This window comes from Streptomyces sp. SCSIO ZS0520, assembly GCF_025643355.1.
Classification (GTDB): domain Bacteria; phylum Actinomycetota; class Actinomycetes; order Streptomycetales; family Streptomycetaceae; genus Streptomyces; species Streptomyces physcomitrii.
Genome location: NZ_CP092644.1, coordinates 6,356,528 through 6,381,891, shown reverse-complemented (window position 1 = coordinate 6,381,891; position 25,364 = coordinate 6,356,528). Strand labels below are relative to the sequence as shown.

Sequence of the window (25,364 nt, the reverse complement as noted above, 5' to 3'; positions counted from 1 at the left end):
GCCGCCGGTGCTCAGCCCTGGCGCGCGAGGTCCGCCGCGCCCACCAGGCCCGCCTTGCCGCCGAGTTGGGCGGCGACGACCTTGGCGTGCGGACGCCACTGGGCGCCGATCAGCCAGCGCCGGAAGGACTTGCGGATCGGGTCGAGCACCAGGTCGCCCTCGTCGGAGACGCCGCCGCCGATGATGAAGGCCGAGGGGTCGAAGAGCGAGGCGAGGTCGGCGAGCCCGGCCCCGGCCCAGCGGGCCAGCTCGCGGAAGGAGTCGACGGCGACCGGATCGCCCTCCCGGGCGGCGGCGCTGACGTGCTTGCCCTCGATGCCCTCGGCGGTGCCGTCGCCGAGCGCGAGCAGGACCTCGGCGTTCTCGGGGGTGGCCAGGGCGCGCTGGCGGGCGTAGCGGACCAGGGCGCGCCCGGAGGCGTACTGCTCCCAGCAGCCCTGGCTGCCGCAGCCGCACAGGAGTCCGTCGGGGACGACCCGGATGTGGCCGAACTCGGCGGCGACCCCGAAGCGCCCGCGGCGGAGCTTGTTGCCGATGATGATGCCGCCGCCGAGGCCGGTGCCGAGGGTGATGCAGATGACGTCCTCGTGGCCCTGGCCGGCGCCGAAGCGGTACTCGCCCCAGGCGGCGGCGTTGGCGTCGTTCTCCACGACCACCGGCAGGCCCACCCGCTGCTCGATCTTGTCCTTGAGCGGCTCGTGCCGCCAGTGGATGTTCGGCGCGAAGAGGACGGTGGCCCGCTTGTCGTCCACGTATCCCGCGGCCCCGATGCCCACGGCCTCGATCTGGTGGCCCTTGCCCGCGCCGGTCACCGCGGCGCTGATCGCCTCGACGATGCCCTCGGCGGTGGGCGGGGTGGGAACCGTGTGCGTCTCGAGGATCTTCCCCGACTCGTCGACCACACCGGCCGCGATCTTCGTGCCGCCGATGTCTACGCCGATGGTGAGTCCCATGTGTCCCTCAGTCAGATTGAGCCGCGTAACCGCGCGCTCCCGATGGCCGTCCGGCGCTTCGGGGGGAGGCGGCAGGCACGGGGAGAGTCCGCTCGCCCGCGCGCGCCCTGAGCCCGGTACGGCGTCGGACCGGTGTCGTCGGGGCAAACGCTACCCCACACCCGGCTCAGTCCAGATCGATGTGCTCGCCCGGTCCGGCACCCTCGGGCCCGGTGCCCTTCTCCCGGGGCGCTTCGCCCGCATCCGGGGGTGCTTCGCCCTCCTCGCCGAGGCCGGTGCTCTTCTCCCGGGTCCAGCGGCCCTCCTGCCCGACGACGGCGGAGCGGTAGGCGGCGAGCAGTTCGGAACCGGCGGCGGCGAGATGGTCGAAGACCTGCGGATTGCGCTCGACCACCGGCCGGGCGGCCGCCTTGGCCTGCTCCACCATCTGCCGCAGGGCCTGTCCCGCGGCCTGCTCGGCCGCGCTCTGGCCGACCGCGCCGAGCAGCGGCCCGCGCAGTTCGGACAGCTTCTCGCCCACCGCGTCGACCAGTTTGAAGAGTTCCTCGGAGGCCGAGCCGGGGGCCTGCCCCGCGCGGGTACGCCGACGGGCCTTCTCGGCGGCGAGGTCCTCGGCGCAGGCGGTGGCCCAGGCGTCGGTGTCGGTCGCCTTCGCCGGTTCCTCCGTGGGCTCGGATGCGGGGCGTTCGGTGGGATCACTCATGACGGGCAGGCTCTTCCCTCGTCCACCCGGACCCTCATGGCGGGCCCCGGGTTCGTACCTTCGACGGTACCTGACCGCGGGGCCCGGATCACCGGCCGGAACGGGCCGCGCACCGGGCGCGCACCGCCCTCGGCACCAGGGGCGCCACCGGTCTCAGCGACCGGGGCGCGACTCCGGGGTGCGTCTCCGGCGGCGCGGCCCACCGCCCGGCCCCCGCCGCATACCCCGGCTGCCTCACTGCTCCTGCGGCCACAGCGACGGGTCGGGCGCGAAGCGCAGTTCGAGGACCGCGTCCCGCAGGGCGGCGCCCGCCACCCGGCAGCGCCGCAGGGCCGAGGGCAGCGGCACGATCCGCCGGAACGGGCCCGCGGTGAGCACGAGTTCGGCGCCCCGGCGCACCAGGTCCAGCTCCTCGCGGGAGGCGCCGGGCAGCGGGATGCGCCAGAGCAGCAGCCCGTCCGCGGCGAGGCGGTCCACCACCGGCCACTGCGGTACGGGGGCGCCCCCGGCGGGCGGTACCTGCCGGAGCGCCGCGAGGTCGTCGGTGCCGTGCGGATCGCGGCCCAGGTGCGGCACCTCGCTCAGCGGCACCTGCGCCGCCCCGGCCCCGGCGGAAGGCGTCCCGGCCCCGGGGACGGCCGAACCCGCCCCGAGCCCGGCGTCGGCGGAGCCCGCCCCGGCCCCCGCGGACCCCTCCCCGGCACGGGCCGCGCGCAGCCCCCCGCCCCGCCACTCGGCGAGGGTCTTGCGCTGCTGTGCCGCCAGTTCCTGCGCCCAGTGCCCCTCGGCGTTCTCGGGCAGTACGCGGTTGGCGGCGAGGCCCGCGAGGTCGAGTCGGTGCAGGGCGAGCCCGGTCAGGGCGGTGCGTACCGCCTCGGCCCCGGCCGGGCCGGGCTCCGCGACCAGCAGGACCCGGCTGTCGGCGCTCTCCACCAGGCCCTGGACGGCGGCGAGTTCGGCGTCCCAGCGGGCGGCGGCCTCGTACAGCGCCTCGGTCGGGACGGGCACCCCCGCGAGCCTGCCGAGCACCGGCCGCAGCGCCCGCGCCGCCTGCCGCTCGGGCGGCAGCAGCCTGGCCAGGTACCGGCGCAGCTGCCCCGGGAGCGCGAGCAGCCCGATCGCCTCGGCCACCGGGGGGAGGTCGACGACCAGCAGCTCGTACGGGAAGGCGGAACCCGTCGCGGATTCGGGTACGGGAGCGGCCCCCTCACCGGGAGTCCCCGCCTCGGCGGGAGCGGCGCCTGCGGAAGCGGTGCCGGTGGAAGCGGTGCCGACCGGAGCCGCGCCCCGCGGCCGGGGGCCGACCGCCGCCGTGTGCAGGGCCCTGAGCAGGGAGAGTTCGCGGGAGCCGGGGAGCGGGAGGAGTTCCTCGGCCTCCAGTCGGCCCGCGCCGAGCAGGTCGAGGGCGCCGGTGAACCGGTCCTGGAGGGTGAGCAGTTCGCGGCGGAAGTCCTCGGCGGGGTCGGCCCGCAGCGCGCTGAGGTTCGCCTCGACCTCGGCCGCCGCGGCGCCGGTGCGGATGCCGAGCGCGGTGCCGAGGCTGTCCACCGGGTCTGCGGAGAGCACCAGGGTGCGGCTCCCCCGCCGGGCCGCGGCGAGGGCGGTGGCCGCGGCGAGGGTGGTCCGCCCGCTGCCGCCGGGTCCGGTGACGAAGAGGGTGCGCATGGGACCAAACGGTACGTCAGGGGCGTGGGGCCCCGATGCCGGGAGCGGCTCGCCCCGGTCGCGGGATGGCTCAACTCCCTTGCCGTACGCGGCGGATGAGCCACCGGCGGGGCCGTGGAGCCAAGCCGGGGGCGGGCCGACCATGTTTCCGGGGCCCGGGTGCCCCGGCCCGGGAGTGGCGTGAAGTGATCGCTGCCGTTCCCCCGCGGACCGTCACCGCCTCGGCGTGGACCGTCACCGCCCGCCGCGGGTGCCGCCGCCGGGCAGCCGTCCGCCGCCGGTCGGCCGCGGACCGCGGCTGCCGCCCCGCGCAGACCTGCGGCTACTTGCCCGCGCCGGACTCCACGCGCTTCTTCAGCCCGGCGAGCGCGCGGTCGGTGATGACCTTCTCGGCCTTGCGCTTGATCATGCCGAGCATGGGGATCTTGACGTCCACGGTCAGCTGGTAGGTGACCTCGGTGCCGGATCCCGCGGGTTCCAGCAGGTAGGAGCCGTCCAGCGAGCGCAGCATCTGCGACTTGACCAGGGTCCAGCTGACCTGGTGCTCACCGGTCCAGGTGTAGGCGAGGGTCTGGTCGTCCTTGATGGCGCCGGCGTCCATGACGAGGCGGACCTGCTCCGCGCGGCCCGCGTCGTCGGTGGCGAGGACCTCGGCCTCCTTGACCTCGCCGGTCCAGTCCGGATAGCGGGCGAAGTCGGCGATCACTCCCATCACGTCGGCAGGTGCCGCCTCGATCGTGATGCTCGAGCTGGTGTGTTCCGCCATCTCCGTGGCTCCTTGGGGTGCTCCGCTGCGGGGTCATTGCATGCAGCCGAAGGCTACCCCCCGCGAGGAGCTCACCATTCCAGGGCCCAGGGCCTGCCGGAACGCGCGAAGTGCCCGACGTTCACGCACTCGGTGGCGCCGATGCGCATCCGCTGGGCGAGCGGCTGGTGGACATGGCCGAAAAGCGCGTACCGCGGGCGGGTGCGGTGGATGGCGTCGAGCAGGGCGCCGCTGCCCCGCTCGAAGCGGCGGGCGACCGTGTCGTAGAGGAGTTCGGGGACGTCCGGCGGGATGTGGGTGCAGAGCACGTCGACCTCGCCGACCGCCTCGATCTTGGCGGCGTACTCCTCGTCGCTGATCTCGTAGGGCGTACGCATCGGGCTGCGCAGTCCGCCGCCGACGAAGCCGAAGACCCGGCCGCCGATCTCGACCCGCTCGCCGTCCAGGACCCGGGTGCCCTCGCCCGCGTACTCGGGCCAGAGGCCGGGGATGTCGACATTGCCGTAGGTGGCGTACGTCGGATCGGGGAAGGCGGCGAAGAGTTCGGTGTACTGCTTGCGGACGGCCTCCTCGATGGCGGCGGCCCGGTCGGCGCCGAGGCGGCCCCAGAGCCCGGCGCCGAATTCGCGGGCCTCCGCGAAGCGGCGGGCGGTGCGCAGTTCGACGATGCGGTCGGCGTTCTCCTCGCCGAAGAGGTCGGGGAAGATGCCGCGCGAGTGGTCGGCGTAGTCGAGGAAGAGCACGAGGTCGCCGAGGCAGACCAGCGCGTCGGCGCCTTCTCCGGCGCGGGCGAGGTCGCGCGCGTTGCCGTGCACGTCGCTGACCACATGGACGCGCGTGCGTGCGGGGCGCGCGCGCTCGGCCGGTGCGCCCTGGGGATCCGCCGTGGTGCCTGCCATGCCGGTCAGCCTAAGCCGCCCGCCCGCCGACTGGGTAGGGGCGCCCGACCTGCGGTTCCTTCCTGCCTCACCACGCCGTGGACTACCCTTCCGATGGCACCGTCATGCCGTGTGATGCACCGAACATCTGGCCTGGGGCTCTACCCGCGGGTCCATACCGGTGGGTAACGTCCGGGCAGTCCAGCAGTGCCCGGTTTCCACCGAGGATTCCGGGTGCGCCCGAGCCCATGGACGGCACCGTCGCATCACACAACGTCGTGGCGCCGGCGCTTGTGAGGAGCAGCAGTCTTGCGCGAGTTCAGCCTTCCGGCCCTGTACGAGGTCCCCTCGGACGGCAATCTGACCGACATCGTCCGCCGCAATGCGACGCGGCACCCGGATGTCGCCGTGATCGCGCGCAAGACCGCGGGGAACTGGCAGGACGTCACGGCCGCCGACTTCCTGCGCGAGGTCAACACCGCGGCCAAGGGCCTGATCGCGGCGGGCGTGCAGCCCGGCGACCGGGTGGGCCTGATGTCCCGCACCCGCTACGAGTGGACCCTCCTGGACTTCGCGATCTGGAGCGCGGGCGCGGTCACCGTGCCGGTGTACGAGACCAGTTCGCCGGAGCAGGTGCAGTGGGTGCTCGGCGACTCCGGAGTGGTGGCCTGCCTGGTCGAGCTGGACGTGCACGCGGCGGCCGTGGAGTCGGTGCGCGAGCGGCTGCCGGAGCTCAAGCACGTCTGGGGGATCGAGAACGGCGCCCTGGAGGAGCTGGCCCGGCTCGGCGCGGACGTGGACGACTCCGTGGTCGAGGAGCGCGGTTCGCTCGCCAAGGCCGACGACCCGGCCACCCTCGTCTACACCTCGGGCACCACCGGGCGCCCCAAGGGCTGTGTGCTCACCCACCGCAACTTCTTCGCGGAGTGCGGCAACATCGTGGAGCGGCTGCGGCCCCTCTTCCGTACCGGCGACTGCTCGGTGCTGCTCTTCCTGCCGCTGGCCCATGTCTTCGGCCGGATGGTGCAGATGGCCCCGATGATGGCGCCGATCAAGCTGGGCTGCGTACCGGACATCAAGAACCTCACCGAGGAACTGGCCTCCTTCCGGCCGACGTTGATCCTCGGGGTGCCGCGGGTCTTCGAGAAGGTCTACAACTCGGCCCGGGCCAAGGCGCAGGCCGAGGGCAAGGGCAGGATCTTCGACCGGGCCGCGGACACCGCGATCGCCTACTCCAGGGCGCTCGACACCCCCTCGGGGCCCGCCCTAGGGCTGCGCCTGAAGCACCGGCTCTTCGACCGGCTCGTCTACAGCAAGCTGCGGGCGGTGCTCGGCGGCCGCGGCGAGTACGCGATCTCCGGCGGCGCCCCGCTGGGCGAGCGGCTCGGGCACTTCTTCCGCGGCATCGGCTTCACCGTCCTGGAGGGCTACGGCCTGACCGAGTCCTGCGCGGCGACCGCCTTCAACCCCTGGGACCGGCAGAAGATCGGCACGGTCGGGCAGCCGCTGCCGGGCTCGGTGGTGCGGATCGCGGACGACGGCGAGGTGCTGCTGCACGGCGAGCACCTCTTCCGGGAGTACTGGAACAACGAGTCCGCGAGCGCCGAGGCGCTGGCCGACGGCTGGTTCCACACCGGGGACGTGGGCACCCTCGACGAGGACGGCTATCTGCGGATCACCGGCCGCAAGAAGGAGATCATCGTCACCGCGGGCGGCAAGAACGTCGCCCCCGCCGTGATCGAGGACCGCATCCGCGCCCACGCCCTGGTCGCCGAGTGCATGGTGGTCGGCGACGGCCGCCCCTTCGTGGGCGCCCTGGTCACCCTCGACGAGGAGTTCCTCGCCCGCTGGGCCGCCGACCACGGCAGGCCCGCGGACGCGAGCCCCGAGTCGCTGCGCGAGGACCCGGAGCTGCTGCTCGCCGTGCAGAGCGCGATCGACGACGGCAACGCCGCGGTCTCCAAGGCCGAGTCGGTACGCAAATTCCGGGTCCTCGGCGTGCAGTTCACCGAGGAGAGCGGCCATCTGACGCCCTCGCTGAAGCTCAAGCGCAATGTGGTGGCCAAGGACTTCGCGGGCGAGATCGACGCGCTGTACGAGCGCTGAGCCGAAGCGGAGGGAGCGCCGGAACGGGCCCGAGTCCGACGACGACTCCGAGTTCCAGGCCCGAGGGGCGGCGCCCGCCTCCGTACGGGAGGAGCAGCGCCCGCCCCCGTAGGGGAAACCGGTCTCAGAGCAGCTGCCGGAGCCGGTCCGCGAGCAGGTCCCAGCGCCACTTCTCCTCGACCCACTCCCGGCCGCGGCGGCCCATCCGCTCCCGCAGCTCGGGATCGGCGAGCAGCATGCCCACCCGCTCGGCGGTCTCCTCGACGCTGCCGCCGCGGACCACCCAGCCGGTCTCCCCGTCGCGTACGGCGTCGGGGGCGCCGCCCGAGTCGCCCGCGACGACGGGCAGTCCGGTCGCGGAGGCCTCCAGGTAGACGATGCCGAGCCCCTCGACGTCGAGTCCGCCGCGGCGGGTGCGGCAGGGCATCGCGAAGACATCGCCCGCGCCGTAGTGGGCGGGCAGTTCGGCCCAGGGCACCGCGCCGGTGAAGTGCACCGAGGCGGCCACCCCCGTCCGCTCGGCGAGCCGCCGCAGCTCCTTCTCGTAGGGGCCGCCGCCGACCACGAGCAGCACGGCCTCGGGGTGTCCGGCCAAGACCCGGGGCATCGCGCGGATCAGGGTGTCCTGCCCCTTGCGGGGGACCAGGCGGGAGACGCAGACCACCACGGGACGCTCGCTGAGCCCGAGCCGGGCCCGTACCTCCGCGCCGCCGGAGCCCGGGTGGAAGGTCTTCTCGTCGACGCCCGGCGGCAGATGCGCCATCCGCGCCGCCGCCTCGGGGCCGACCGCCCCGGCGATCCGGGAGCGGGTGTACTCGCCGAGGTAGGTGAGGGTGTCGGTGCCCGCCCCGACGCGGCGCAGAAGGCCGCGGGAGACGGGGAGTTGGGCCCAGGCGGCCTCGTGCCCGTGGGTGGTGGCGACCAGGCGGCGGGCACCGGCCCTCCGCAGCGCGGGCGCCATCAGGCCGAGCGGTGCCGCCGCGCCGAACCAGACCGAGGTGCAGCCGTGCGCCCGCAGCAGCTCGGCGGCCCGCCGGGTCACCCGGGGGGTCGGCAGCAGCATGGTGGTGCGGTCCCGGATCACCGGGAAGGGCTGCTCGGCGTCGAAGGCGGCGGTGGCCTCGGCGCCCTCCCGGCCGCGCTTCCAGGTGGAGGCGTAGACGACCAGCCGCTCCGGGTCCAGGCGCAGCGCCATGTTGTGCAGGAAGGCTTGGATCCCGCCAGGGCGGGGAGGGAAGTCGTTGGTCACGATCAGCGTCTTGTGCATCGCGGCCGACAGTACCGAAGAGTCCGCCGCGCGGGCACACGGTGGCCGTCGTCCCGCGGTGCCCTGCATGATGGCTGCTCAGAGCCGTGCGAGGGCTGACCTCCCGCCCGGCACGGACCGTACAGCTGCACAGCACGGAACCGGGCGAGGGTGCCCGGCGGACGACGGCCGGTTGGCCGGAACGGAACGGGGATGCACATGCGCGGCGCGCCGCCGAGCGGGATCCGCACCCACACGGCGATGGCCCTCTGCTGGGCGGGGACCCGGACCCTGCTCCTGCTCTGGGTGTTCAAGGTCGTGGTGATGCCGGGCCCCGATGTGACCAGCGACGTCTCGGTGATCTACCAGGGCTGGTACGAGACGCTGGGCGACGGGCACTTCCCCGAGGGCGATGTGGCCTGGCAGTACCCCCCGGCCGCCGCGCTCGCCATCCTCTCCCCCGCGCTGCTGCCCTTCCTCGGCTACGCAGAGGCCTTCTTCGTCCTCGCCCTGCTGACCGACGCCGTGGTCACCGCGCTCCTGGTGCGCGCCGGCCGCGGGCCCGGCCGGAGCCCGCGCGGTGCCTGGGTCTGGGTCGCCGGAGTACCGCTGCTCGGCCCGACCGCGTACGCCCGCTACGACCTGATGGTGACCGCGCTCGCGGTGGCGGCGCTGCTGGCGGGCGCCCGGCGTCCGGCCCCGCTCGGGGTCTTCGCCGCGCTGGGCGCCCTGGTGAAGGTCTGGCCCGCGCTGACGCTGCTCGGCACCGAGCGGGGCCGGGTGACCCGTACCTCCTGGCTGACCGCCGCCGCCACCGGGCTCGGGCTGCTGCCGGCCTTCGCCCTCGCCATGCCCGGCTCCCTGGACTTCCTCGGCGCGCAGCGCGAGAGGGGCACCGAGGTGGAGTCGCTGGGCGCCCTGGTCTTCCATGTGGCCCGGCACTACGGCTGGTCCGGGCGGATCGAACTGCACTACGGGTCCATGGAGTTCCTCGGCCCGCACGTCGGGCTGGTCAGCACGCTGGCGCAGGTGCTCTCGCTGCTCGCCCTCGGCTGGCTGGTGCTGTGGCGGCTGCGGGCGCGGCACTGGTCGGCGACGACCCTCCCGGACGCGGCCTTCGTCGCCGTCCTGCTCTTCACCACCACGAGCCGGGTGATCAGCCCCCAGTACATGATCTGGCTGGTCGGCCTGGCCGCGGTCTGCCTGCTGCACCGGGCGAGCCGGATGGGGGTGCCCGCGCTGCTCGTGCTCGCGGCGACCCTGGTGACGATGCTGGAGTTCCCGATGTGGTTCGTCCACGTGGTGAGCAGCGACGCCCGCGGGCTCACCCTGATGTTCCTGCGCAACGGCCTGCTCGTGCTCGCCTCGGTGCTCGCGGCCCGGGTGCTGTGGCGGCAGACGGTGACCGGGCCCCGGGACGGCGGGCACCGCGGCCTGCCCCGGCAGACGGCACGCGGCACGGAACACACCGCGCCGTCCTGACCCGGGCGTCCACACCAGGGCTAACACCACGGCCGATACCTCGGATGCTTCACAGGCCGTCAGACCTCAACTGAGCACCGCGAGCCTATATTTCTGCGCACTCCCTTGCCTTCTCACGCAGGAACGAGCATCTTGATGCCCATTCATCGGACCTCTCGGCCCTCTGGAGAAGCCATGCGCCGCCGTACCGTGGCCCTGCTCGCCGCGGCCTGTCTCGCCTGGGGAGGTCTCGCCCCGGCCACCACCGCCTCGGCGGGAGCCGCCGACCGGGCCGAGCCCGCCGCCCCCGCGAAGCAGGTCGTCCCCGTCTCCCCCACCGACACCCGCGGGCAACTCCTGGAGAAGGCCGCGGAGCTGACCCCGAGCGCCCGCCAACTCGCCTGGCAGCGCGAGGAGTTGACGGGCTTCGTGCACTTCGGCCCGAACACCTGGTCCGGCCGGGACACCGGCCTCGGCACCGAGGACCCCGACCTGCTCCAGCCGTCGGAGCTCGACACCGACCAGTGGGTCTCGACCTTCAAGAAGGCCGGGTTCAAGAAGATCATCCTCACCGCCAAGCACCACGACGGGATGCTCCTCTTCCCCTCCGCCTACTCCTCCTACGGCGTGGCCGCCAGCAGCTGGCAGTCCGGCAAGGGCGACATCGTGAAGTCCTTCACCGACTCGGCCCGCAAGTACGGCATCAAGGTCGGCCTCTACCTCTCCCCCGCCGACCTGCACGAGAACCAGCCCGGCGGCAGCTTCGGCAACGGCAGCCCGAAGAAGACCAGCCGCATCCCCACCGAGGGCGGGAGCGGCCGGAGCTTCACCTTCCAGGCGGACGACTACAACCGCTACTACATGAACACCCTCTACGAACTGCTCACCGAGTACGGCAAGGTCAGCGAGGTCTGGTTCGACGGCTTCGACCCGACCGGCGGCAAGCAGGACTACAACTTCCCCGACTGGTTCGAGATCGTGCGCACCCTGCAGCCGGGGGCGAGCGTCTTCGGCGGCCCCGATCTGCGCTGGGTCGGCAACGAGGACGGCTACGCCCGCGCCTCCGAGTGGAGCGTGGTGCCCAGCAAGGGCGGCGCCGACCCGGACGGTCAGCGCGAGCCCACCTTCGGCTTCACCGGGGACGACATCGCGGGCGAGGACCGGCTGACCACCGACTCCGACCACCTGGCCTGGTTCCCGGCCGAGTGCGACGCCCGGCTCCAGCCGACCTGGTTCGCGCACCCGGGTCAGCGGCCCAAGTCCCTTGCCGCCCTGGAGGACATGTACTTCGGCTCGGTCGGCCGCAACTGCCAGCTGCTGCTCAATGTCGGCCCCGGCCAGGACGGCAGGTTCGCGCCGAGCGAGGTCCGGCGGCTCACCGAGTTCGGCGACCGCATCCGGGAGATCTTCGACGAGAACCTGGCCGAGGGCGCCCGGGCCGCCGACGCCGAGGGCACCGGCCACACCCGGGGCAACACCCCGGCCCGGGTCCTGGACGCGGACGACTCCACCGCCTGGCAGCCCACCGCGAAGAACGGGGCGCTCACCCTCGACCTGCGCGGACCCCGGCGCTTCGACACCGTGCTGCTCCAGGAGAGCCTCCGGGTCGGCCAGCGGGTCTCCGCCTTCGCCGTGGACACCTGGAACGGCGAGGAGTGGCGGCAGGCGGCCACGGCCACCACCATCGGCTACAAGCGGCTGCTCCGCCTCGACGCCCCGGTCACCGCCGAGAAGGTCCGGCTGCGGCTGCTCGACTCCCGCGCCAAGCCCGCGGCGATCGCCACCCTCGCCCTCTACGACAGCGGCGCCCGCCCTACTCCCCGCCCAGCTCCTGGCGCAGATAGCGCTGCCACTGCCGGGTGAACTCCCCCTCCCGGACCCCGAGTACGGAGTCCAGGGCCGCGGCGACGGCGCCCTCGCGTCCGGCGTGGGCGCCCACCGCCCGGTAGACGTCCCGCAGCTCGGCCAGGCCCCAGCGTTCGGCGATCAAGCGGCAGGCGAGCCAGCCGCCCTCGTAGGCCTCGGCGAGCGCGCCCGCCTCCCGGCCGAAGCCGAAGTCCGCGTCGGCGGGCAGCGCCCGGGGCAGGCGGCCCTCGCGTACCGCGCGGGTGAGTTCGGGGGCGGCCTCCGGGGCGGAGCGGCCGGTGCCGCGGTAGCCCGCCCAGTCGGCGAAGCCCTCGGAGAGCCAGAGCGGGGTCGAGGCGGTGGTCCGGGTGCGGGTCGCCACATGGGTGGTCTCGTGGGTCATCACCACCTGCCTGCCCACCTCGCCGAGCAGCCCGAAGGCCTCCGGATTGACGATCACCCGGTCCGCGGGCGCCCGCCCGGTGCCGCCGACCTCCCCGGTGGTCACCGCCGCGATGCCCCGGTACGCCGAGGGGTCCGCCCCGAGCAGCCCGGCCATGTCCGCCAGCGAACGCGGCACCAGCACCACCACCCGCTGCCGCCAGCCGGAACCCCAGGCCCGGGTCACCCGGGGCACCGCCGCGTCCGCGAGCCGGGCGAACTCCCGCAGCCGCGCCCCGGACTGGCCCACCCCGAGCACCAGCGAGCGCGTACCCCGCACCGCGTCCACCGCGCCCTGCTCCCAGAACTGCCGGGCCGGACCGGCGGAGCGCTCCCCGGTGACGTACCAGCGTCCCCCGTGCCGCCGCAGGTCCAGGGTGCGGGTGGCGGTCAGCGGGGCCCGGTCGTAGCCGCGCAGCCGGTAGCCGAGCTCGGCGCGGGCGCGGGCCCGTCCCGAGCCGGTGCTCTCCAGGCGGGTGAGGCGGTACGTCCAGGAGGTCAGCGGGACCTCGGCGAGGTTGCCGAACTCGGGGTCCTCGCGGGCGGGGCCCTCCTCGGTGCCGCGGTAGGCCCGCTCGTCGCGGTCGAGCAGCGCCCGGGCGCGTACGTCGAGCAGCTGCTGCACCGCCCGCTCCTCGGAGCCGCCCCGCGCCGGGGCCCCGCACCCCGCGAGCAGCGCCAGGCACAGCGCCGCGGCCCCCGCACCGTACCGTCGACCAGCCATTCTCCAGATCGTACGGGGCAGTGGGGGCCGCCTCAGACCCGTGTGACCGAGGAGATGGGCATCATGCCGACCGGGTCGTAGCGGACCGGGGCGCCCGGGTACGGGGCGTGGATGACCCGGCCGCCGCCCGCGTAGAGGCCGATATGGCTGGCGTCGGCGCGGTAGACGACGAGGTCGCCGGGGCGGGCCTCGGACAGCGGGATCCGGCGCCCGGCACCCGCCTGGGCCTGGGAGGTGCGCGGCAGGCCCACCCCGGCGCGGGCGTAGGACCACTGGACCAGGCCCGAACAGTCGAAGCGGGAGGGGCCGTTGGCGCCCCAGACGTAGGGGCTGCCGAGCGCGGTGCGGGCGGTGGCGAGCGCGGCCGCCGCGTGCGGGGAGGCGGCGGCGCCGGTCAGCGGCAGTCCCGGGTCCGGGCGGCCGGAGCGGGAGGCCCGGGCGTCGAGGGCGCGTTCGCCTTCGGGCAGCGCGGCGAGCAGGGTCTTGGCGCGGGCCAGCCGCTGCCGCACGGTGTCCTTGTGCCGGGCCAGGGTGCGGCGGCTGCGCTCCAGTTCGCCGAGGAGGGCGTCCGCCTCGCGCCGCTCCTGGTCGAGGGTGCGCCGGGCGTGGCGCAGTCCGCGCAGCCGCTGCTCGCCGACCACGCCCATCCGGTCGAGCGTGGTGGCCTGGTCGAGATAGCCGTCCGGGTCGGCGCTGAGCAGCAGCATCAGCGCGGGGTCGAGGCCGCCGGAGCGGTACTGGGCCCCGGCGATAGGGGCGAGCGCCTCGCGCAGCGCGTTGACCTGGTCCTGGGTGCGGGCCATCCGGTCCTGGGTGCGCGCGAGCGCGGTACGCAGCGCCTTGGCCTTCTCCCCGGCGCCGTTGTACGCCTGGGTGGCGCGCTCGGCCTCCGTGTAGAGCCGCCGCACCTCGGCCCGGGCCCGGTCCGGGCTGTCCGGCGGTGCGGCGCCCGCGGGCGCGGCGGCCAGCGTGGTGGCGGCCGTCGCGAAGGCGGCGGACAGGACGGTGACGCGGGCGCCCTGCCCGGTGAGGGCGCGGGGGGAGGCGGGGGAACGGCGATGTGAGCCCATGGTGCCGGCTCTCCCTTCCGTGAGGTCCCCGGTGCTGCCGGGTGCTGTGCGAGGAACGCGGCCGAACAGTAGCCGCGGCACAGCGTGACGACCAACGCCCTTACCGGGTACGGAGGGTGAGATTCCGACGCCGCCGCAGGTCACGGGAGGGGCGCCCGCGGCGGGCGGTCCGCGCGATTCGCTCATTCGGGCGCCCGGCGACGGAGCGCGGCACCGGGGCGGGGGCACGGCCACGCCCCGGAAAGCACGAAGTCCGGCCGCGGGGGCCGGACTCGGGCGGTCGCCCGGCGGGTACCTGCCGGGCGGTGGAGCGGAAATTCAGATGCGCACGCCGAACTGGTACGGCATGTTGTTGATCGACTCGTAGCGCACATTGGCGCCGGTGCGCGGGGCGTGCAGCACCTGGCCGTTGCCCGCGTAGAAGCCGACGTGGTGCAGGTCGCTGTAGAAGATGACCAGGTCGCCGACCTGGAGGTCGCTCTGCGAGGAGATCCGGGTGCCCGCGTTGGCCTGCGCCTGCGAGGTGCGCGGGATGGAGACACCGGCCTGGCTGAAGGCCCAGGAGGTGAGGCCCGAGCAGTCGAAGGAGCTGGGGCCGGTGGCGCCGTAGACGTACGGCGAGCCGATCTTGCTCTGCGCGGCGGAGAAGGCCTGGCCCGCGAAGCCGGACGGCGGCTTGCCGGGGTTGCCGATGACGTCGCGGGCGCTGTCGCGGTTGGCGCGCGCCTCCTCGGCGGCGAGGGACGCCTTCTCCTTCGCCGTCAGCGTGTTGAGCAGCTTCTGGGCGTCGCCGAGCTTCTTCTGGACCTCTTTCTTCTTCTTGCCGAGCTGCTCACGCGTCTCGGCGAGATCCTTGAGCTTGTCGGAGGCCTCCTTGCGCTGCTGGGCCAGCGAGCGCTGCTTCTCCTGGATCTTCTTCAGGGAGTCCACCTGCTGACCGCTGAGCTGGTCGAGGGTGGAGGCCTTGTCGAGGTAGCTGTCCGGGTCGGAGGCGAGGAACAGCTGCACGGAGGGGTCGATGCCGCCCGAGCGGTACTGGGCGCTGGCCATCGAACCGAGGCCGTCCCGCAGGTCGTTCAGCTCGTCCTGGCCGCGCGCGACCTTGTCCTGGAGATTGTCGATCTCCTTGTTGAGCTTCTGCTGCTTCTCCTTGGCACCGTTGTACTTCTCGGTGGCCTGCTCGGCCTCCTCGTACAACTTGTCGACCTTCTGCTTGACCTGGTCCTTATTAGACTTCGGCGCGGCCTGCGCGCCGCCCTGGGAGGTCAGCGCCACGGCTGCGGCGGCGGTCGCGGTGAGCACGGTCACACGGGTGCGGCTCGTCTGCTTCGGTCGACGGTGGGACGCCACGGAGGCGAGCTCCTTCTTCCTCGAGCCGCCTACCGGGGACGGTCGGCGGTGCCCCCTCGCCAAATCACCCCTTGTGAGTGATCACCCGAGCGAAGGTTCGGCCCGACCCTAGTGACCTTCCTGTGATCAGTTCAAATCCTCACGGGAAAAAAATCGGTCACAGACAGCATTCTTTGCCCACAACTCACCAGCAGTGAGGCCCGATTGACTTTACGTCGCGCCGAGAAGCCGCCAATCGGGGCATCCGGCCCAGAGGTTGCGCTTGGGACAGATGTTTCCTAGGGGCGTCGGAGGGTACGGGGCGCAGACCCTGAGGAAGGGGTACGAACCGGGCGCGAGGCAGGGCCGTACGAGCGCGGAATCCGGTCCACCGGGGCGGCGGAGGGACGGGAAGTCCGCTCGCGCGACAGGGAGTTGCGGACGGCGTTCGCCACTGGCCTTCGCGGCCGGCGGTCCAGGGCCGCCGCTCAGGCCCGTGAGAGGCGCTTCAGGAGCACCGCGGAGGCGACCGGCCGCGCCCCCGCCTTGGCCACCCCGTCGGCCACCTCGCGGTCGGTGGAGACCACCACCACGGGGCGGCCCGGCGGTTCGGCGCGCACCAGCTGGCGGATCAGCTCGTCGGCCGTGACCCCGGGCTTCGAGAAGAGGACGCGGACCCCGCGCGGCGGTGCGAGCAGGACCGGGGCGGCCAGTTCGGCCCCGTCGAAGACGCAGGTGACCTCGGCGCCGGTCTGGGCGGCGAGCTGCGAGAGGGTGCCGAGCAGGCGCAGCCGCTGCTTGTCGAGGGGCATCTGCGGATAGCCGGTCTTGGTGACGTTGTAGCCGTCGACCACCAGATGGGCCTGCGGCAGCGCCAGCAACTGGTCCAGGATCGCCGGGTCGTTCTCGGACAGGGCACGGGCGGCGATGTCCTTCGGCGTCATCCGGCCGGGCTCGACGGCGTCCACGGTCTCCGCGGGCCGCACCGAGACCGGGGGCAGGGCGAGTTCCCGCCTGAGGCCCTGCGCGGCGTCGAGCACGGTGTCCAGGAGCAGGCGCATCCGCATGTCCTCCATGCTGCGGCCCTCGCGCGCCGCCCGCCGTGCGGCCTCCAGGGCGGCCTCCGCCTCGCCGAGCCGGGACTTGAGCCGCCGGGACTCGCTCTCCGCGGCCGTCAGCTGGGCCTGCCCCTCGGCGCGCTCCGCCTCGAACTCCGCCTCGGCCTTGCGCAGCGCCGCCTCGCCCCGCTTCACATCGCTGAGCGCGGCCCGCAGCTTGCGGTGCAGCGACTCCGACTCCCGCCGGGCGCTGTCGAGTTCGCCGCGCAGCCGCTCGGTCTCGGCCTTGGTCTGGCCGCGGGCGGCGGCCAGCTCCGCGCGCAGCCGCTCCACCTCGGCCCTGGCCTGCTCGTCGGCGCGCTCGGCGTCCGCGCGCTGGGCCTCCTCGCCCGCGGCGGCGACCAGCTTGGCCCAGTCGGCGGGCCGCAGCACATAGGCGGCCGCGGCGACGTCGAGCGGATCGGCGGCGGGCGGCGGGGTCCCGGAGTCCAGGGCGGCGGCCAGCTCCGGTTCGGCGGCGCGCAGCCGCTCGGCGATCCGCTGCCGGAAGACGGTGTCGCTCTCCACGGCGGCGGCCATCGCGTTGCCCGCGAACTTGGCCCGCCGGTTCGGCGTGAAACGCGCGTACTGCCGCAGCTGCGCGGGCAGTTCGGCGGGCGTCAGGGTGCCGAAGCCGTCCGAGACGAGCTGCACCACCCGGCGCCGCACCCCTTCGGGCAGCGGGCGGTCGAGCATCTCAGCGGCGCCGTCGGCCGGCTCCCCGCCTGCGCTCTCCACCATGCGTCACCCCAAAGGTGCGGGGGCGCGGCCCCGTCAGGAGCCGGCGCCCGGCCTGTCCACGAGTTCGATCCGGTCCACCGCGTTGCACCAGCGGCAGCGGACCGAGTCGATGGTCTCACTGACCACCTCGCGCTCCTCCACCGTGGGCTCACCGGCCAGGTCGAGGTGCACGTACTCCACCACCTTCGAGGACCGCGTGACATCGAAGCGCGTGAGGTTGCCGCACATCGTGCAGCGCCAGCGGGTGGTGGCGGTGGCCAGGGGGACCGTCATCGTGCCTGTCGCTTCCTACGAGTCTTTCCGGACGGCGCGGTCTTCTCCATGGTGCCCCTGCCCGGTGGTGCGTGGCCCCCAAGCCTACGGCCTGCGGCTCGACCGGCGCCCTGCCGTCCACGGCGGCGAGGCGCTCTGCGCGCTTCCCGCCCGGTACGTCATGATCTGTCCATGATCGATCGAGGCAGCGGCCGCGGGGACACGGATGACGGGGGCAGGGGCCGGGGGGTGAGCCGCCTCGGCCGGGCCGTGCCGCACAGCGGCGCCCCGGTGACCCACGGGCTCATCGCCCTGTGCTGCCTGGCCTTCCTGTGCAGCCCGATCGCGGGCCTGTACCCCGGCTACGGCACCGGCGAGCGGCTCGCCACCGCGCAGGAGTCCTTCTTCGCCCGCTGGGGCGTGGTCCCCGCGGAGCTCTTCGCCCCCACCGCCCGGGCCCTGGCCACCCCCGTGACCGCCCTCTTCGTGCACGGCAGCTGGCTGCACCTGCTGGGCAACATGCTCTTCCTGTACGTCTTCGGCGCGATGACCGAGGCCCGGCTGGGCAGGCTGCACTTCCTCGGCTTCTACCTCGGCTCGGGCGCGCTCGCCCTCTTCGGCTACGCCCTCGCCCACTCGGGTTCCGGGCAGCCCCTGGTCGGCGCCTCCGGGGCGATCTCCGCCGTACTCGGCGCCTTCCTCTACCTCTTCCCCCGGGCCCGGGTCACCAGCCTCTTCCCCTTCCTCCTCTTCCTGCCGCTGCGCTTCCCGGCCTGGGTGGTGCTGCCCTTCTGGGTCACCCTCCAGTGGCTGGCGCTCGGCCGGGGCGGCCAGGGCCCCGGGGTCGCCTATCTGGCCCATCTGATCGGCTTCTCGGTCGGCTTCGCCTACGCCTGGCTGCGCTGTCACGGCCGCCCCGCACCCGAGGCGGAGGCGGGGGCGAAGGGGCGGCTGCCCGGTACCGCTCCTCTAGAGTGAGAGCCGCCCCCGCCCGGTCACCCCAGGGAGAACTGCCACCGTGATCACCGCGATCGTGCTCATCAAGACCAGCGTGGACCGGATCCCGGAGATCGCCGAGTCGATCGCCGCGCTGGACAGCGTCAGCGAGGTCTTCTCGGTCACCGGCACCTATGACCTGATCGCCATGGTCCGCGTCCGCTCGCACAACGACCTCGCGGACGTCATCCCCGGCCGGATCAGCAAGATCCCCGGCGTCGAGGGCACCGACACCCACGTCGCCTTCCGCACCTACTCCCAGCACGACCTGGAAGCGGCCTTCGCCATCGGCCTGGACTCCTGAGCCCGGCCGCAGCCGTACGGGCCCGGCCGCAGCCGTACGGGCCCGGCCGCGCCCTCAGGCCTCCGCCGTCGCCGCCGCGCCCCGGTCCCCCGCGCCCCGGTCCGGCACGCAACGGCCGTCCTCCGTGCGGTAGTTCCAGCGGGCGCCGTCGCGGACCAGTTCCCGTACCGCGTCCACGAAGCGGTCCACGTGCTCGTCGGGGGTGCCCGCGCCGAAGCTCACCCGGACCGCGTTCAGGGCGCGTTCGCCGGGGGCCGCCTCGGGGGCGCCGCACTCGCCGGGGGCCTCGTCCTCGGCGCCGAGCAGGGTGCGCAGCAGGGGGTGGGCGCAGAAGAGGCCGTCGCGTACGCCGATGCCGTACTCGGCGGAGAGGGCGGCGGCGAAGTGGGAGCTGTTCCAGCCCTCGACGACGAAGGAGAGCACGCCCACCCGGGGCGCCGCCTCACCGAAGAGGGAGAGCACGCGCACCTCGGGGACGTCCGCGAGCCCGGTGCGGACCTTGTCGATCAGGTGGTTCTCGCGGGCCACCAGGGTCGCGAAGCCCGCCTCGGTGAGCGCCTTGCAGGCGGAGGCGATGGCGTAGGCGCCGATGACATTGGGCGAGCCGGCCTCGTGCCGGGCCGCGGTCAGATGCCACTCCACCTCGACGCCGCCGTCGGCGCGGCGGGCGACCTTGCGGGAGGCGCCGCCGCCCGCGAGGTAGGGCTCGGCCGCGCGCAGCCAGTCGGCGCGGCCGGCGAGCACCCCGGAACCGAAGGGGGCGTACAGCTTGTGCCCGGAGAAGGCCACCCAGTCGACGTCCAGGGCGGCCACGTCCACCGGGTGGTGCGGGGCGAGCTGGGCGGCGTCGAGGACGATCCGGGCGTTGGACTCGTGGGCGACGGCGGCCAGTTCGCGTACCGGCCACAGTTCACCGGTGACATTGGAGGCGCCGGTGACGCAGACCAGGGCCGGAGTCCGGTCGGGCCGGGCGGCGAGGGCCTCGCGCAGGGTGGCGACGGCCTGCTCCGGGGAGCGCGGGGCGTCGAGGTAGTGGACGGTGTGCGCGGTCCAGGGCAGCAGCGAGGCGTGGTGCTCGGTCTCGAAGACGTAGACGTGGCAGCCCTCGGGCAGGGCGGCGGCGAGCAGGTTGAGCGAGTCGGTGGTGGAGCGGGTGAAGACCAGCTGGTCGTCCGGGCGGCAGCCGAGGAACTCGGTGACGGTGGCCCGCGCCTGCTCGAAGAGCTCGGTGGACAGCTGGGAGAGGTATCCGGCGCCCCGGTGCACGCTGCCGTAGTACGGGGCGTAGGCGGCCACATCGTCCCAGACGCGCTGGAGGGCGGGGGCGCTGGCGGCGTAGTCGAGGGCGGCGTAGCCGACGTTTCCGCCGGTGACCAGCGGGACGGTGACCTCGCTGCCGAGGACGGGCAGGGGCTCGCCGACGGAGGTGACCGGGGCGGTGGTGTCGGCGGCGTCGAAGGCGGGGCAGGCGGCGGTGACGGTGTCGGCGGACATGGCGAACTCCCTTGTGAGGCAGGCGAGATCACCGCGCGGGCGAAGATCGCGGCGGCGCGGTGCGAAGGCAGAAGGAGGAGGGGCGGGCCGGGCTGCGGCGGGCACGGGGCCTGATTCCTGGATCTGGGAAAAGGGGGTGTGCACCCGGAGGAAGTCCGGACGACCCCTAGATCATTCGCTTGCTCACGAGAAGCTCTCCTCGACGACCAGGACCCCTGGAAGCGAGGGGTCCGCGCTTGCCGCAGACCTTGCTGTCTGCTGCCTGGTCTTCACCCGGGGCACCCCGCCACGGACGGAGGGTTGCCGGACAGCGGGCCGGGGCCTGTTCGCTGTCACTCATGACCTGCCGAAAAGTATGGTCATCGCCCAGAAAGAACGCAAGTCCGTCCGGATCCCGGGCTCCTGAGACCTCGACCACACCGGTACGGGGCGGGCCTAAGCGGGCGCAGGCCCGGGGGCGGCCCTAAGCGGGCGCGCGTACGGAGGCAGGTGGAGGCAGGCGTGCGTACGGAAGCGGGCGCGCCCCGGGGAGAACCCGGACCGCGCCCGCCGCCGTGCCGCTCGCCGCTCAGGCGTTGCTGACCCGCACCCAGCGCTCCAGGACCCGGCGGGCCGCTCCGGAGTCGATGGACTCGGCGGCGCGGTCGAGACCGCCGCGGATCTGCTCGGTCAGCGGCGCCGTGCTCGGTGAGAGCGCCGCGAGGGCCGCCGCCGAGTTGAGCAGGACGGCATCGCGGACCGGGCCGCGTTCGCCGTCCATCAGGCGCCGGGCCACCTCGGCGTTGTAGGAGGCGTCGGCCCCGCGCAGCGCCTCGACCGGCACCAGCTCGATGCCGACCTCGCGCGGGTCGAAGGACTCCTCGGCGACCGCGCCGTCCCGGACCACCCAGACCCGGGAGGTCGCCGTGGTGGTGAGCTCGTCGAGACCGTCGTCGCCGCGGAAGACCAGCGCGGAGGAGCCGCGGGCGGCCAGCACCCCGGCCATGATCGGCGCCATCCGCGCGTCCGCGACGCCGGTGGCCTGCGCCTTCACCCGGGCCGGATTGGTCAGCGGGCCGAGGAAGTTGAAGGTGGTGCGGATGCCGAGCTCCTTGCGGGCCGCGCCCGCGTGCCGCAGGCCGGGGTGGAATCTGACCGCGAAGCAGAAGGTGATCCCGGCCTCCTCGGCGACCTCGGCGACCCGCTCGGGGCTCAGCTCCAGATTGACGCCGAGCTTCTCCAGTACGTCGGAGGCGCCGCTCGCGGAGGAGGAGGCGCGGTTGCCGTGCTTGACGACCTTCGCCCCGGTGCCGGCCACCACGATCGAGGACATGGTGGAGATGTTGACGGTGTTGGAGCCGTCGCCGCCGGTGCCGACGATGTCCACGGTGGGCCCGGGCACCTCGATGGTCCTGGCGTGCTCGTACATGCCGCGGACCATGCCGGAGAGTTCCTCCACGGTCTCGCCCTTGGCCCGCAGCGCGACGGAGAAGCCGGCGATCTGCGCGTCGGTGGCCTCGCCGCGCATGATCCGGTCCATCGCCCAGGCGGTGGCGTCCGCGCTCTGGTCCTGCCCGTAGAGCAGGGAGTTCAGTACCTCGGGCCAGGAGCGGCCCGCCGTGTCGGTGCCTCCAGCGGGGGTCACAGCGCTCATCTGCCGCTCCTGGGTGTGGGTGGGACCGCGAAATCCGGACGGAGAAGGTCCGGGCCCCACCCTATCCAGCCCGGGGTACGCCGAAGGGCCCCGTCCGTGTCCTGGACGGGGCCCTTCGGGCGTGGCGGGAGGGGATCAGTGGTGGCCGTGGCCGCTGGTGATCTCCTCGTACTCCTGCACGGTCGGCTTGGGGATCTGGTTGCCTTCCGCGTAGTAACCGCGGGAGAGCTTGGCCCGCAGCTTCTCGCCCCGGGTGAGCTTCTTCGCGACGCCGTTGTCGTCGGTCGGCGGGGCGATCGCGGCCGGCTCGTACTGCTCGTGCGCCGTGAGCTTGTGCAGCGCCTCCCGGTCGAGGGGCTCGTGCACCTCGATGAACTCACCGTGCGGCAGGCGCTTGATGATGCCGGACTCGCGTCCGTGCAGCACCTTGTCCCGGTCCCGGCGCTGGAGGCCGAGGCAGATCCGCTTGGTGACCAGGAAGGCGATGACCGGGGCCGCGAAGAACCCGATCCGCACGAACCAGGTGATCGCGTTGATCGACAGATGCAGATGGGTGGCGAAGAGGTCGTTGCCGCCGCCCACGAGCAGCACCATGTAGAGCGTGATCCAGGCGACGCCGAGACCGGTACGGGTCGGGGCGTTGCGCGGGCGGTCCAGGATGTGGTGCTCGCGCTTGTCGCCGGTGATCCAGGCCTCGATGAAGGGATAGACCCCGATCGAGACGAGGACCAGCGGGAAGATCAGCAGCGGGATCAGCACGCCCAGGACGAGCGTGTGGCCCCAGAAGTTGACCTCCCAGCCGGGCATCACCCGGATCAGTCCCTCGGAGAAGCCCATGTACCAGTCGGGCTGGGCACCGGTGGACACCTGGTCGGGGCGGTACGGGCCGATCGCCCAGATCGGGTTGATCGTGGCGATCGCGGCGACGACGGAGATGACGCCGAAGACCAGGAAGAAGAAGCCGCCCGCCTTGGCGGTGTACACCGGCAGGAACGGCATACCGACCACGTTCTTGTTGGTCCGTCCGGGACCGGCCCACTGGGTGTGCTTGTGGTAGAAGACCAGGAACAGGTGGGCCGCGAGCAGGCCCAGCATGATGCCCGGCAGCAGCAGGATGTGGACCGAGTAGAACCGGGCCACGAAGTCCCCGCCGGGGAACTCCCCGCCGAAGAGGAAGAACGACAGGTACGTGCCGACGACCGGCACGGCCAGGATCGCGCCCTCCATGAAGCGGACACCGGTACCGGAGAGCAGGTCGTCCGGCAGCGAGTAGCCGGTGAAGCCGGTGAACATGCCCAGGATGAACAGCAGCCAGCCGAACAGCCAGTTGACCTCGCGCGGCTTGCGGAAGGCGCCGGTGAAGAACACCCGCATCATGTGCACGAACATGCCCGCGAGGAAGACCAGGGCCGCCCAGTGGTGGATCTGCCGGATGAGCAGACCGCCGCGGACGTCGAAGCTGATGTGCATCGTCGAGTTGAAGGCCTCGGACATCAGCTGGCCCTGCATCGGGACGTAGCTGCCGGTGTACTCCACCTCGTTCATCGAGGGGTGGAAGAACAGCGTCAGGTACACACCCGTGAGGATGATGATGACGAAGCTGTACAGGACGATCTCGCCCAGCATGAAGGACCAGTGGTCCGGGAAGATCTTGCGCATATTGGCGCGGGCGAGGCTGTAGATGCCCAGCCGTCCGTCCGTCCAGTCGGCGAAGCGCTCGCCTCCGGAGGCCTTGCCGCGGCTCTTGCCGCCGCTCGGCTCCGGCTTCTCGGTCGTATCAATACTCATCCGCGCTCCCAGAATGCAGGACCGACAGGCTCCGCGAAGTCGCCAAGGGCCTCGAGGTACCCCTCATCATTCACGCCGATCCGCAGTTGCGGAAGAGCGTGTCCGGCCGGGCCGAAGATGACGCGGGCTCCGTCGGCAAGGTCGAAGGTGGACTGGTGGCACGGGCAGAGCGCGTGGTGCGTCTGCTGTTCGTACAGGGAGATCGGGCATCCCACGTGGGTGCAGATCTTCGAGTAGGCCACGATCCCCTCGTGTGACCAGTCCAGTTCGCGCTTGTCCTTGATGTTTTCCGGCTGGAGCCGGACGATCATCAGCGCCGCCTTGGCGATCTCCTTCTGGAAATCGTGGTCGTGCTCCTCCAGGCCCTCGGGCTTGGCGAAGGTCAGCGACCCGACGACGACGTCGGAGGGGCGCAGCGGCTCGTTGGTGTTCATGTTGACGAGCAGCTTGCCCTTTTTCCAGGCGGTGTGCCGGAGGCTGGTCCCGGGCAGCGGACCGAGGTCGCGCAGCAGGACGACGCCGCTGAGCGGCACCAGGGTCAGCGCGCCGAGCATGGTGTTCCGGATGAGCTTGCGGCGGCCGAGCCCCGACTCCTTGGCGCCCTGCACCCAGTCCGCCTTGACCTTGGCGGTGACCTCCGGGGAGGCGCCGATGTCGTGGCGGTCGTCCGGGATCTCCACGTCCGACATCAGCGTCCGGGCCCAGTGCACGGCCCCGGCCCCGATGCAGAACAGCGCGATGCCGAGCGTCATGCCCAGCGAGAAGTTCATCGCGCTGATGTGGCCGAGCGGCCAGACGTAGATGCTCTTGTCCTGCGGCACGGACACGTAGGCGGCGATGAAGCCGACCGTGGCGACCATGGAGAGGGCGAAGAGGAAGGCCACCGCGCGCTCGGACCGCTTGGCGGCGGCCTCGTCGATGTCCTGGACACGGTGCTCGTGCGGCGGCAGGCCCGGGTCCGCGAACGGGTTCTCCGGGCGTTTGACCGCTTCCGCACCGTGCTCGCGCTGTTCGCTCGGCAGGTGCTCTTCTGGGGTCTCTTCGTGGGTACTCATGACTTCTTGGCCTTTGCGGTCCGGGCGGCGATCCAGACGGCGACGGCGATCAGGGTGCCGAGCCCGAAGACCCAGCCGAACAGCCCCTCGCTGACCGGCCCGAGGCCGCCCAGTTCCAGACCGCCGGGGTGCTCCGTGTCATCACCGTTGACCGCGTTGACGTACGCGATGATGTCCTTCTTGTTCTTCTCCGGCATCGTCGAGTCCGGGAAGGACGGCATGTTCTGCGGGCCCGTCTGCATGGCCTCGTAGAGGTGCTTGGGCGAGACGCCGTTCAGGTCGGGGGCGTACTTGCCGTGGGTGAGGGCGCCACCCTTGCCGGTGAAGTTGTGGCACTGCGCGCAGTTGGTGCGGAACAGCTCACCGCCCTTGCCGATGTCGGCGCCGGACGGGTCGTACTGCTTCTTCGTCGGCACGGCCGGGCCGGCACCGAGCGAGGACACGTAGGCCGCGAGCTGGTCGATCTCGGCCTGCGAGTAGATGTTCTTCTTCTTGGGCACCTGGGCGCCCGGCTGCTGGGCGGGCATCCGGCCGGTGCCGACCTGGAAGTCGACCGCGGCGGCGCCCACGCCGACCAGGCTCGGCCCGTCGGTGGTCCCCTGTCCGCCGGTGCCGTGGCAGCTTGCGCAGCCCACCGAGTAGAGCTTCTTGCCCTCCTCGATGGTCAGGGACTGCGCGGACTCTTCGGCCTTGGCCTTGTCCGCGGGCGCGAACGCGGCGTACAGCCCCCCGGTGGCCGCCAGCGCGAGAAGTAGGACGACGACCGCCGCCAGCGGATGGCGTCGTCGTGCGGAGAGCTTTTTCACGGATTACCCCG

At 73.0% G+C, this 25,364-nt stretch carries 21 protein-coding genes and 1 riboswitch; of the genes, 5 read left to right on the top strand and 16 right to left on the bottom strand.

Translation table 11 applies throughout. The annotated features are described in order from the left end of the window. Positions 1 to 11 precede the first annotated feature (11 nt). The 5 genes from MID12_RS25750 to MID12_RS25730 form a co-directional block, all read right to left on the bottom strand. Entirely contained in the window at positions 12 to 953 is a 942-nt protein-coding gene (locus MID12_RS25750) for an ROK family glucokinase (RefSeq protein WP_040254323.1), read from the bottom strand. Between the two features lie 166 nt (positions 954 to 1,119). Beyond that, the gene (locus MID12_RS25745; protein WP_263170993.1) at positions 1,120 to 1,656 is read right to left on the bottom strand and encodes a DUF5304 domain-containing protein; all 537 of its coding nucleotides are present in this window, start codon (positions 1,654 to 1,656) and stop codon (positions 1,120 to 1,122) included. Positions 1,657 to 1,890: 234 nt separating this feature from the next. Then, the gene (locus MID12_RS25740; protein ID WP_263170991.1) at positions 1,891 to 3,321 is read right to left on the bottom strand and encodes an ArsA family ATPase; all 1,431 of its coding nucleotides are present in this window, start codon (positions 3,319 to 3,321) and stop codon (positions 1,891 to 1,893) included. Positions 3,322 to 3,643: 322 nt separating this feature from the next. Beyond that, the gene (locus MID12_RS25735) at positions 3,644 to 4,087 is read right to left on the bottom strand and encodes an SRPBCC family protein (RefSeq protein ID WP_040254317.1); all 444 of its coding nucleotides are present in this window, start codon (positions 4,085 to 4,087) and stop codon (positions 3,644 to 3,646) included. A 71-nt stretch (positions 4,088 to 4,158) separates the two neighbouring features. After that, complete coding sequence (locus tag MID12_RS25730) at positions 4,159 to 4,914, bottom strand: metallophosphoesterase (RefSeq protein WP_040258335.1); 756 nt, start codon at positions 4,912 to 4,914, stop codon at positions 4,159 to 4,161. 360 nt (positions 4,915 to 5,274) lie between these two features. On the opposite strand from MID12_RS25730, the gene MID12_RS25725 reads away from it, so the two are divergent. Further along, on the top strand, positions 5,275 to 7,071 hold the full coding sequence (locus MID12_RS25725; protein ID WP_040254315.1) for an AMP-dependent synthetase/ligase: 1,797 nt from the start codon (positions 5,275 to 5,277) through the stop codon (positions 7,069 to 7,071). A 124-nt stretch (positions 7,072 to 7,195) separates the two neighbouring features. On the opposite strand, the gene MID12_RS25720 is transcribed toward MID12_RS25725, so the two are convergent. Next, complete coding sequence (locus MID12_RS25720) at positions 7,196 to 8,338, bottom strand: glycosyltransferase family 4 protein (protein ID WP_040254313.1); 1,143 nt, start codon at positions 8,336 to 8,338, stop codon at positions 7,196 to 7,198. 192 nt (positions 8,339 to 8,530) lie between these two features. Between MID12_RS25720 and MID12_RS25715 the strand changes: the two genes are divergently transcribed. Both MID12_RS25715 and MID12_RS25710 read left to right on the top strand, forming a co-directional pair. Beyond that, the gene (locus MID12_RS25715; RefSeq protein ID WP_411577006.1) at positions 8,531 to 9,799 is read left to right on the top strand and encodes a glycosyltransferase 87 family protein; all 1,269 of its coding nucleotides are present in this window, start codon (positions 8,531 to 8,533) and stop codon (positions 9,797 to 9,799) included. A 174-nt stretch (positions 9,800 to 9,973) separates the two neighbouring features. Then, complete coding sequence (locus MID12_RS25710) at positions 9,974 to 11,641, top strand: alpha-L-fucosidase (protein ID WP_263170990.1); 1,668 nt, start codon at positions 9,974 to 9,976, stop codon at positions 11,639 to 11,641. Here MID12_RS25710 and MID12_RS25705 read toward each other — a convergent pair. The 5 genes from MID12_RS25705 to MID12_RS25685 all read right to left on the bottom strand — a co-directional run bounded on the left by MID12_RS25705 (position 11,592) and on the right by MID12_RS25685 (position 17,298). Continuing rightward, complete coding sequence (locus MID12_RS25705; protein WP_263170988.1) at positions 11,592 to 12,788, bottom strand: hypothetical protein; 1,197 nt, start codon at positions 12,786 to 12,788, stop codon at positions 11,592 to 11,594. The two genes, MID12_RS25710 and MID12_RS25705, sit on opposite strands and share 50 nt — an antisense overlap. A 32-nt stretch (positions 12,789 to 12,820) precedes the next feature. Continuing rightward, positions 12,821 to 13,858: an NlpC/P60 family protein gene (locus MID12_RS25700; protein WP_263170987.1), complete on the bottom strand. Its 1,038-nt coding sequence runs from the start codon at positions 13,856 to 13,858 to the stop codon at positions 12,821 to 12,823. A 318-nt stretch (positions 13,859 to 14,176) separates the two neighbouring features. After that, positions 14,177 to 15,208 carry an NlpC/P60 family protein gene (locus MID12_RS25695; RefSeq protein ID WP_040254307.1) on the bottom strand — a complete coding sequence of 344 codons (1,032 nt, stop codon included), beginning with the start codon at positions 15,206 to 15,208 and terminating at the stop codon, positions 14,177 to 14,179. 467 nt (positions 15,209 to 15,675) lie between these two features. Then, positions 15,676 to 17,025 (bottom strand): NYN domain-containing protein, encoded by a 1,350-nt coding sequence (locus tag MID12_RS25690; RefSeq protein ID WP_040254304.1) that lies wholly within the window; start codon positions 17,023 to 17,025, stop codon positions 15,676 to 15,678. Positions 17,026 to 17,058: 33 nt separating this feature from the next. Further along, positions 17,059 to 17,298 (bottom strand): hypothetical protein, encoded by a 240-nt coding sequence (locus MID12_RS25685; protein WP_040254303.1) that lies wholly within the window; start codon positions 17,296 to 17,298, stop codon positions 17,059 to 17,061. Positions 17,299 to 17,469: 171 nt separating this feature from the next. On the opposite strand from MID12_RS25685, the gene MID12_RS25680 reads away from it, so the two are divergent. Both MID12_RS25680 and MID12_RS25675 read left to right on the top strand, forming a co-directional pair. Beyond that, positions 17,470 to 18,255, top strand: a complete 786-nt coding sequence (locus MID12_RS25680; RefSeq protein ID WP_263170983.1) for a rhomboid family intramembrane serine protease — start codon at positions 17,470 to 17,472, stop codon at positions 18,253 to 18,255. A gap of 40 nt (positions 18,256 to 18,295) precedes the next feature. Then, positions 18,296 to 18,577 carry an Lrp/AsnC family transcriptional regulator gene (locus tag MID12_RS25675; RefSeq protein WP_040254300.1) on the top strand — a complete coding sequence of 94 codons (282 nt, stop codon included), beginning with the start codon at positions 18,296 to 18,298 and terminating at the stop codon, positions 18,575 to 18,577. Between the two features lie 54 nt (positions 18,578 to 18,631). Here the strand turns inward: MID12_RS25675 and MID12_RS25670 are convergent, their stop codons facing one another. The 5 genes from MID12_RS25670 to MID12_RS25650 form a co-directional block, all read right to left on the bottom strand. Next, positions 18,632 to 20,071 (bottom strand): aminotransferase class V-fold PLP-dependent enzyme, encoded by a 1,440-nt coding sequence (locus tag MID12_RS25670; protein WP_263170981.1) that lies wholly within the window; start codon positions 20,069 to 20,071, stop codon positions 18,632 to 18,634. Positions 20,072 to 20,298: 227 nt separating this feature from the next. Beyond that, positions 20,299 to 20,415, bottom strand: a riboswitch (SAM riboswitch). Between the two features lie 224 nt (positions 20,416 to 20,639). Then, positions 20,640 to 21,704, bottom strand: coding sequence for an anthranilate phosphoribosyltransferase (gene trpD / locus MID12_RS25665; protein WP_040254299.1), 1,065 nt, complete (start codon positions 21,702 to 21,704; stop codon positions 20,640 to 20,642). Positions 21,705 to 21,839: 135 nt separating this feature from the next. Further along, a complete protein-coding gene (locus MID12_RS25660; RefSeq protein WP_263170980.1) occupies positions 21,840 to 23,492 on the bottom strand; it encodes a cytochrome b in 1,653 nt (550 codons plus the stop codon). Continuing rightward, positions 23,489 to 24,547, bottom strand: coding sequence for a ubiquinol-cytochrome c reductase iron-sulfur subunit (locus MID12_RS25655; RefSeq protein WP_040254296.1), 1,059 nt, complete (start codon positions 24,545 to 24,547; stop codon positions 23,489 to 23,491). The genes MID12_RS25660 and MID12_RS25655 overlap by 4 nt, the downstream gene beginning before the upstream one ends. Continuing rightward, a complete protein-coding gene (locus tag MID12_RS25650) occupies positions 24,544 to 25,353 on the bottom strand; it encodes a c-type cytochrome (RefSeq protein WP_040254293.1) in 810 nt (269 codons plus the stop codon). Before MID12_RS25650 ends, MID12_RS25655 begins: the two co-directional genes overlap by 4 nt. Between the last annotated feature and the right edge of the window lie 11 nt (positions 25,354 to 25,364).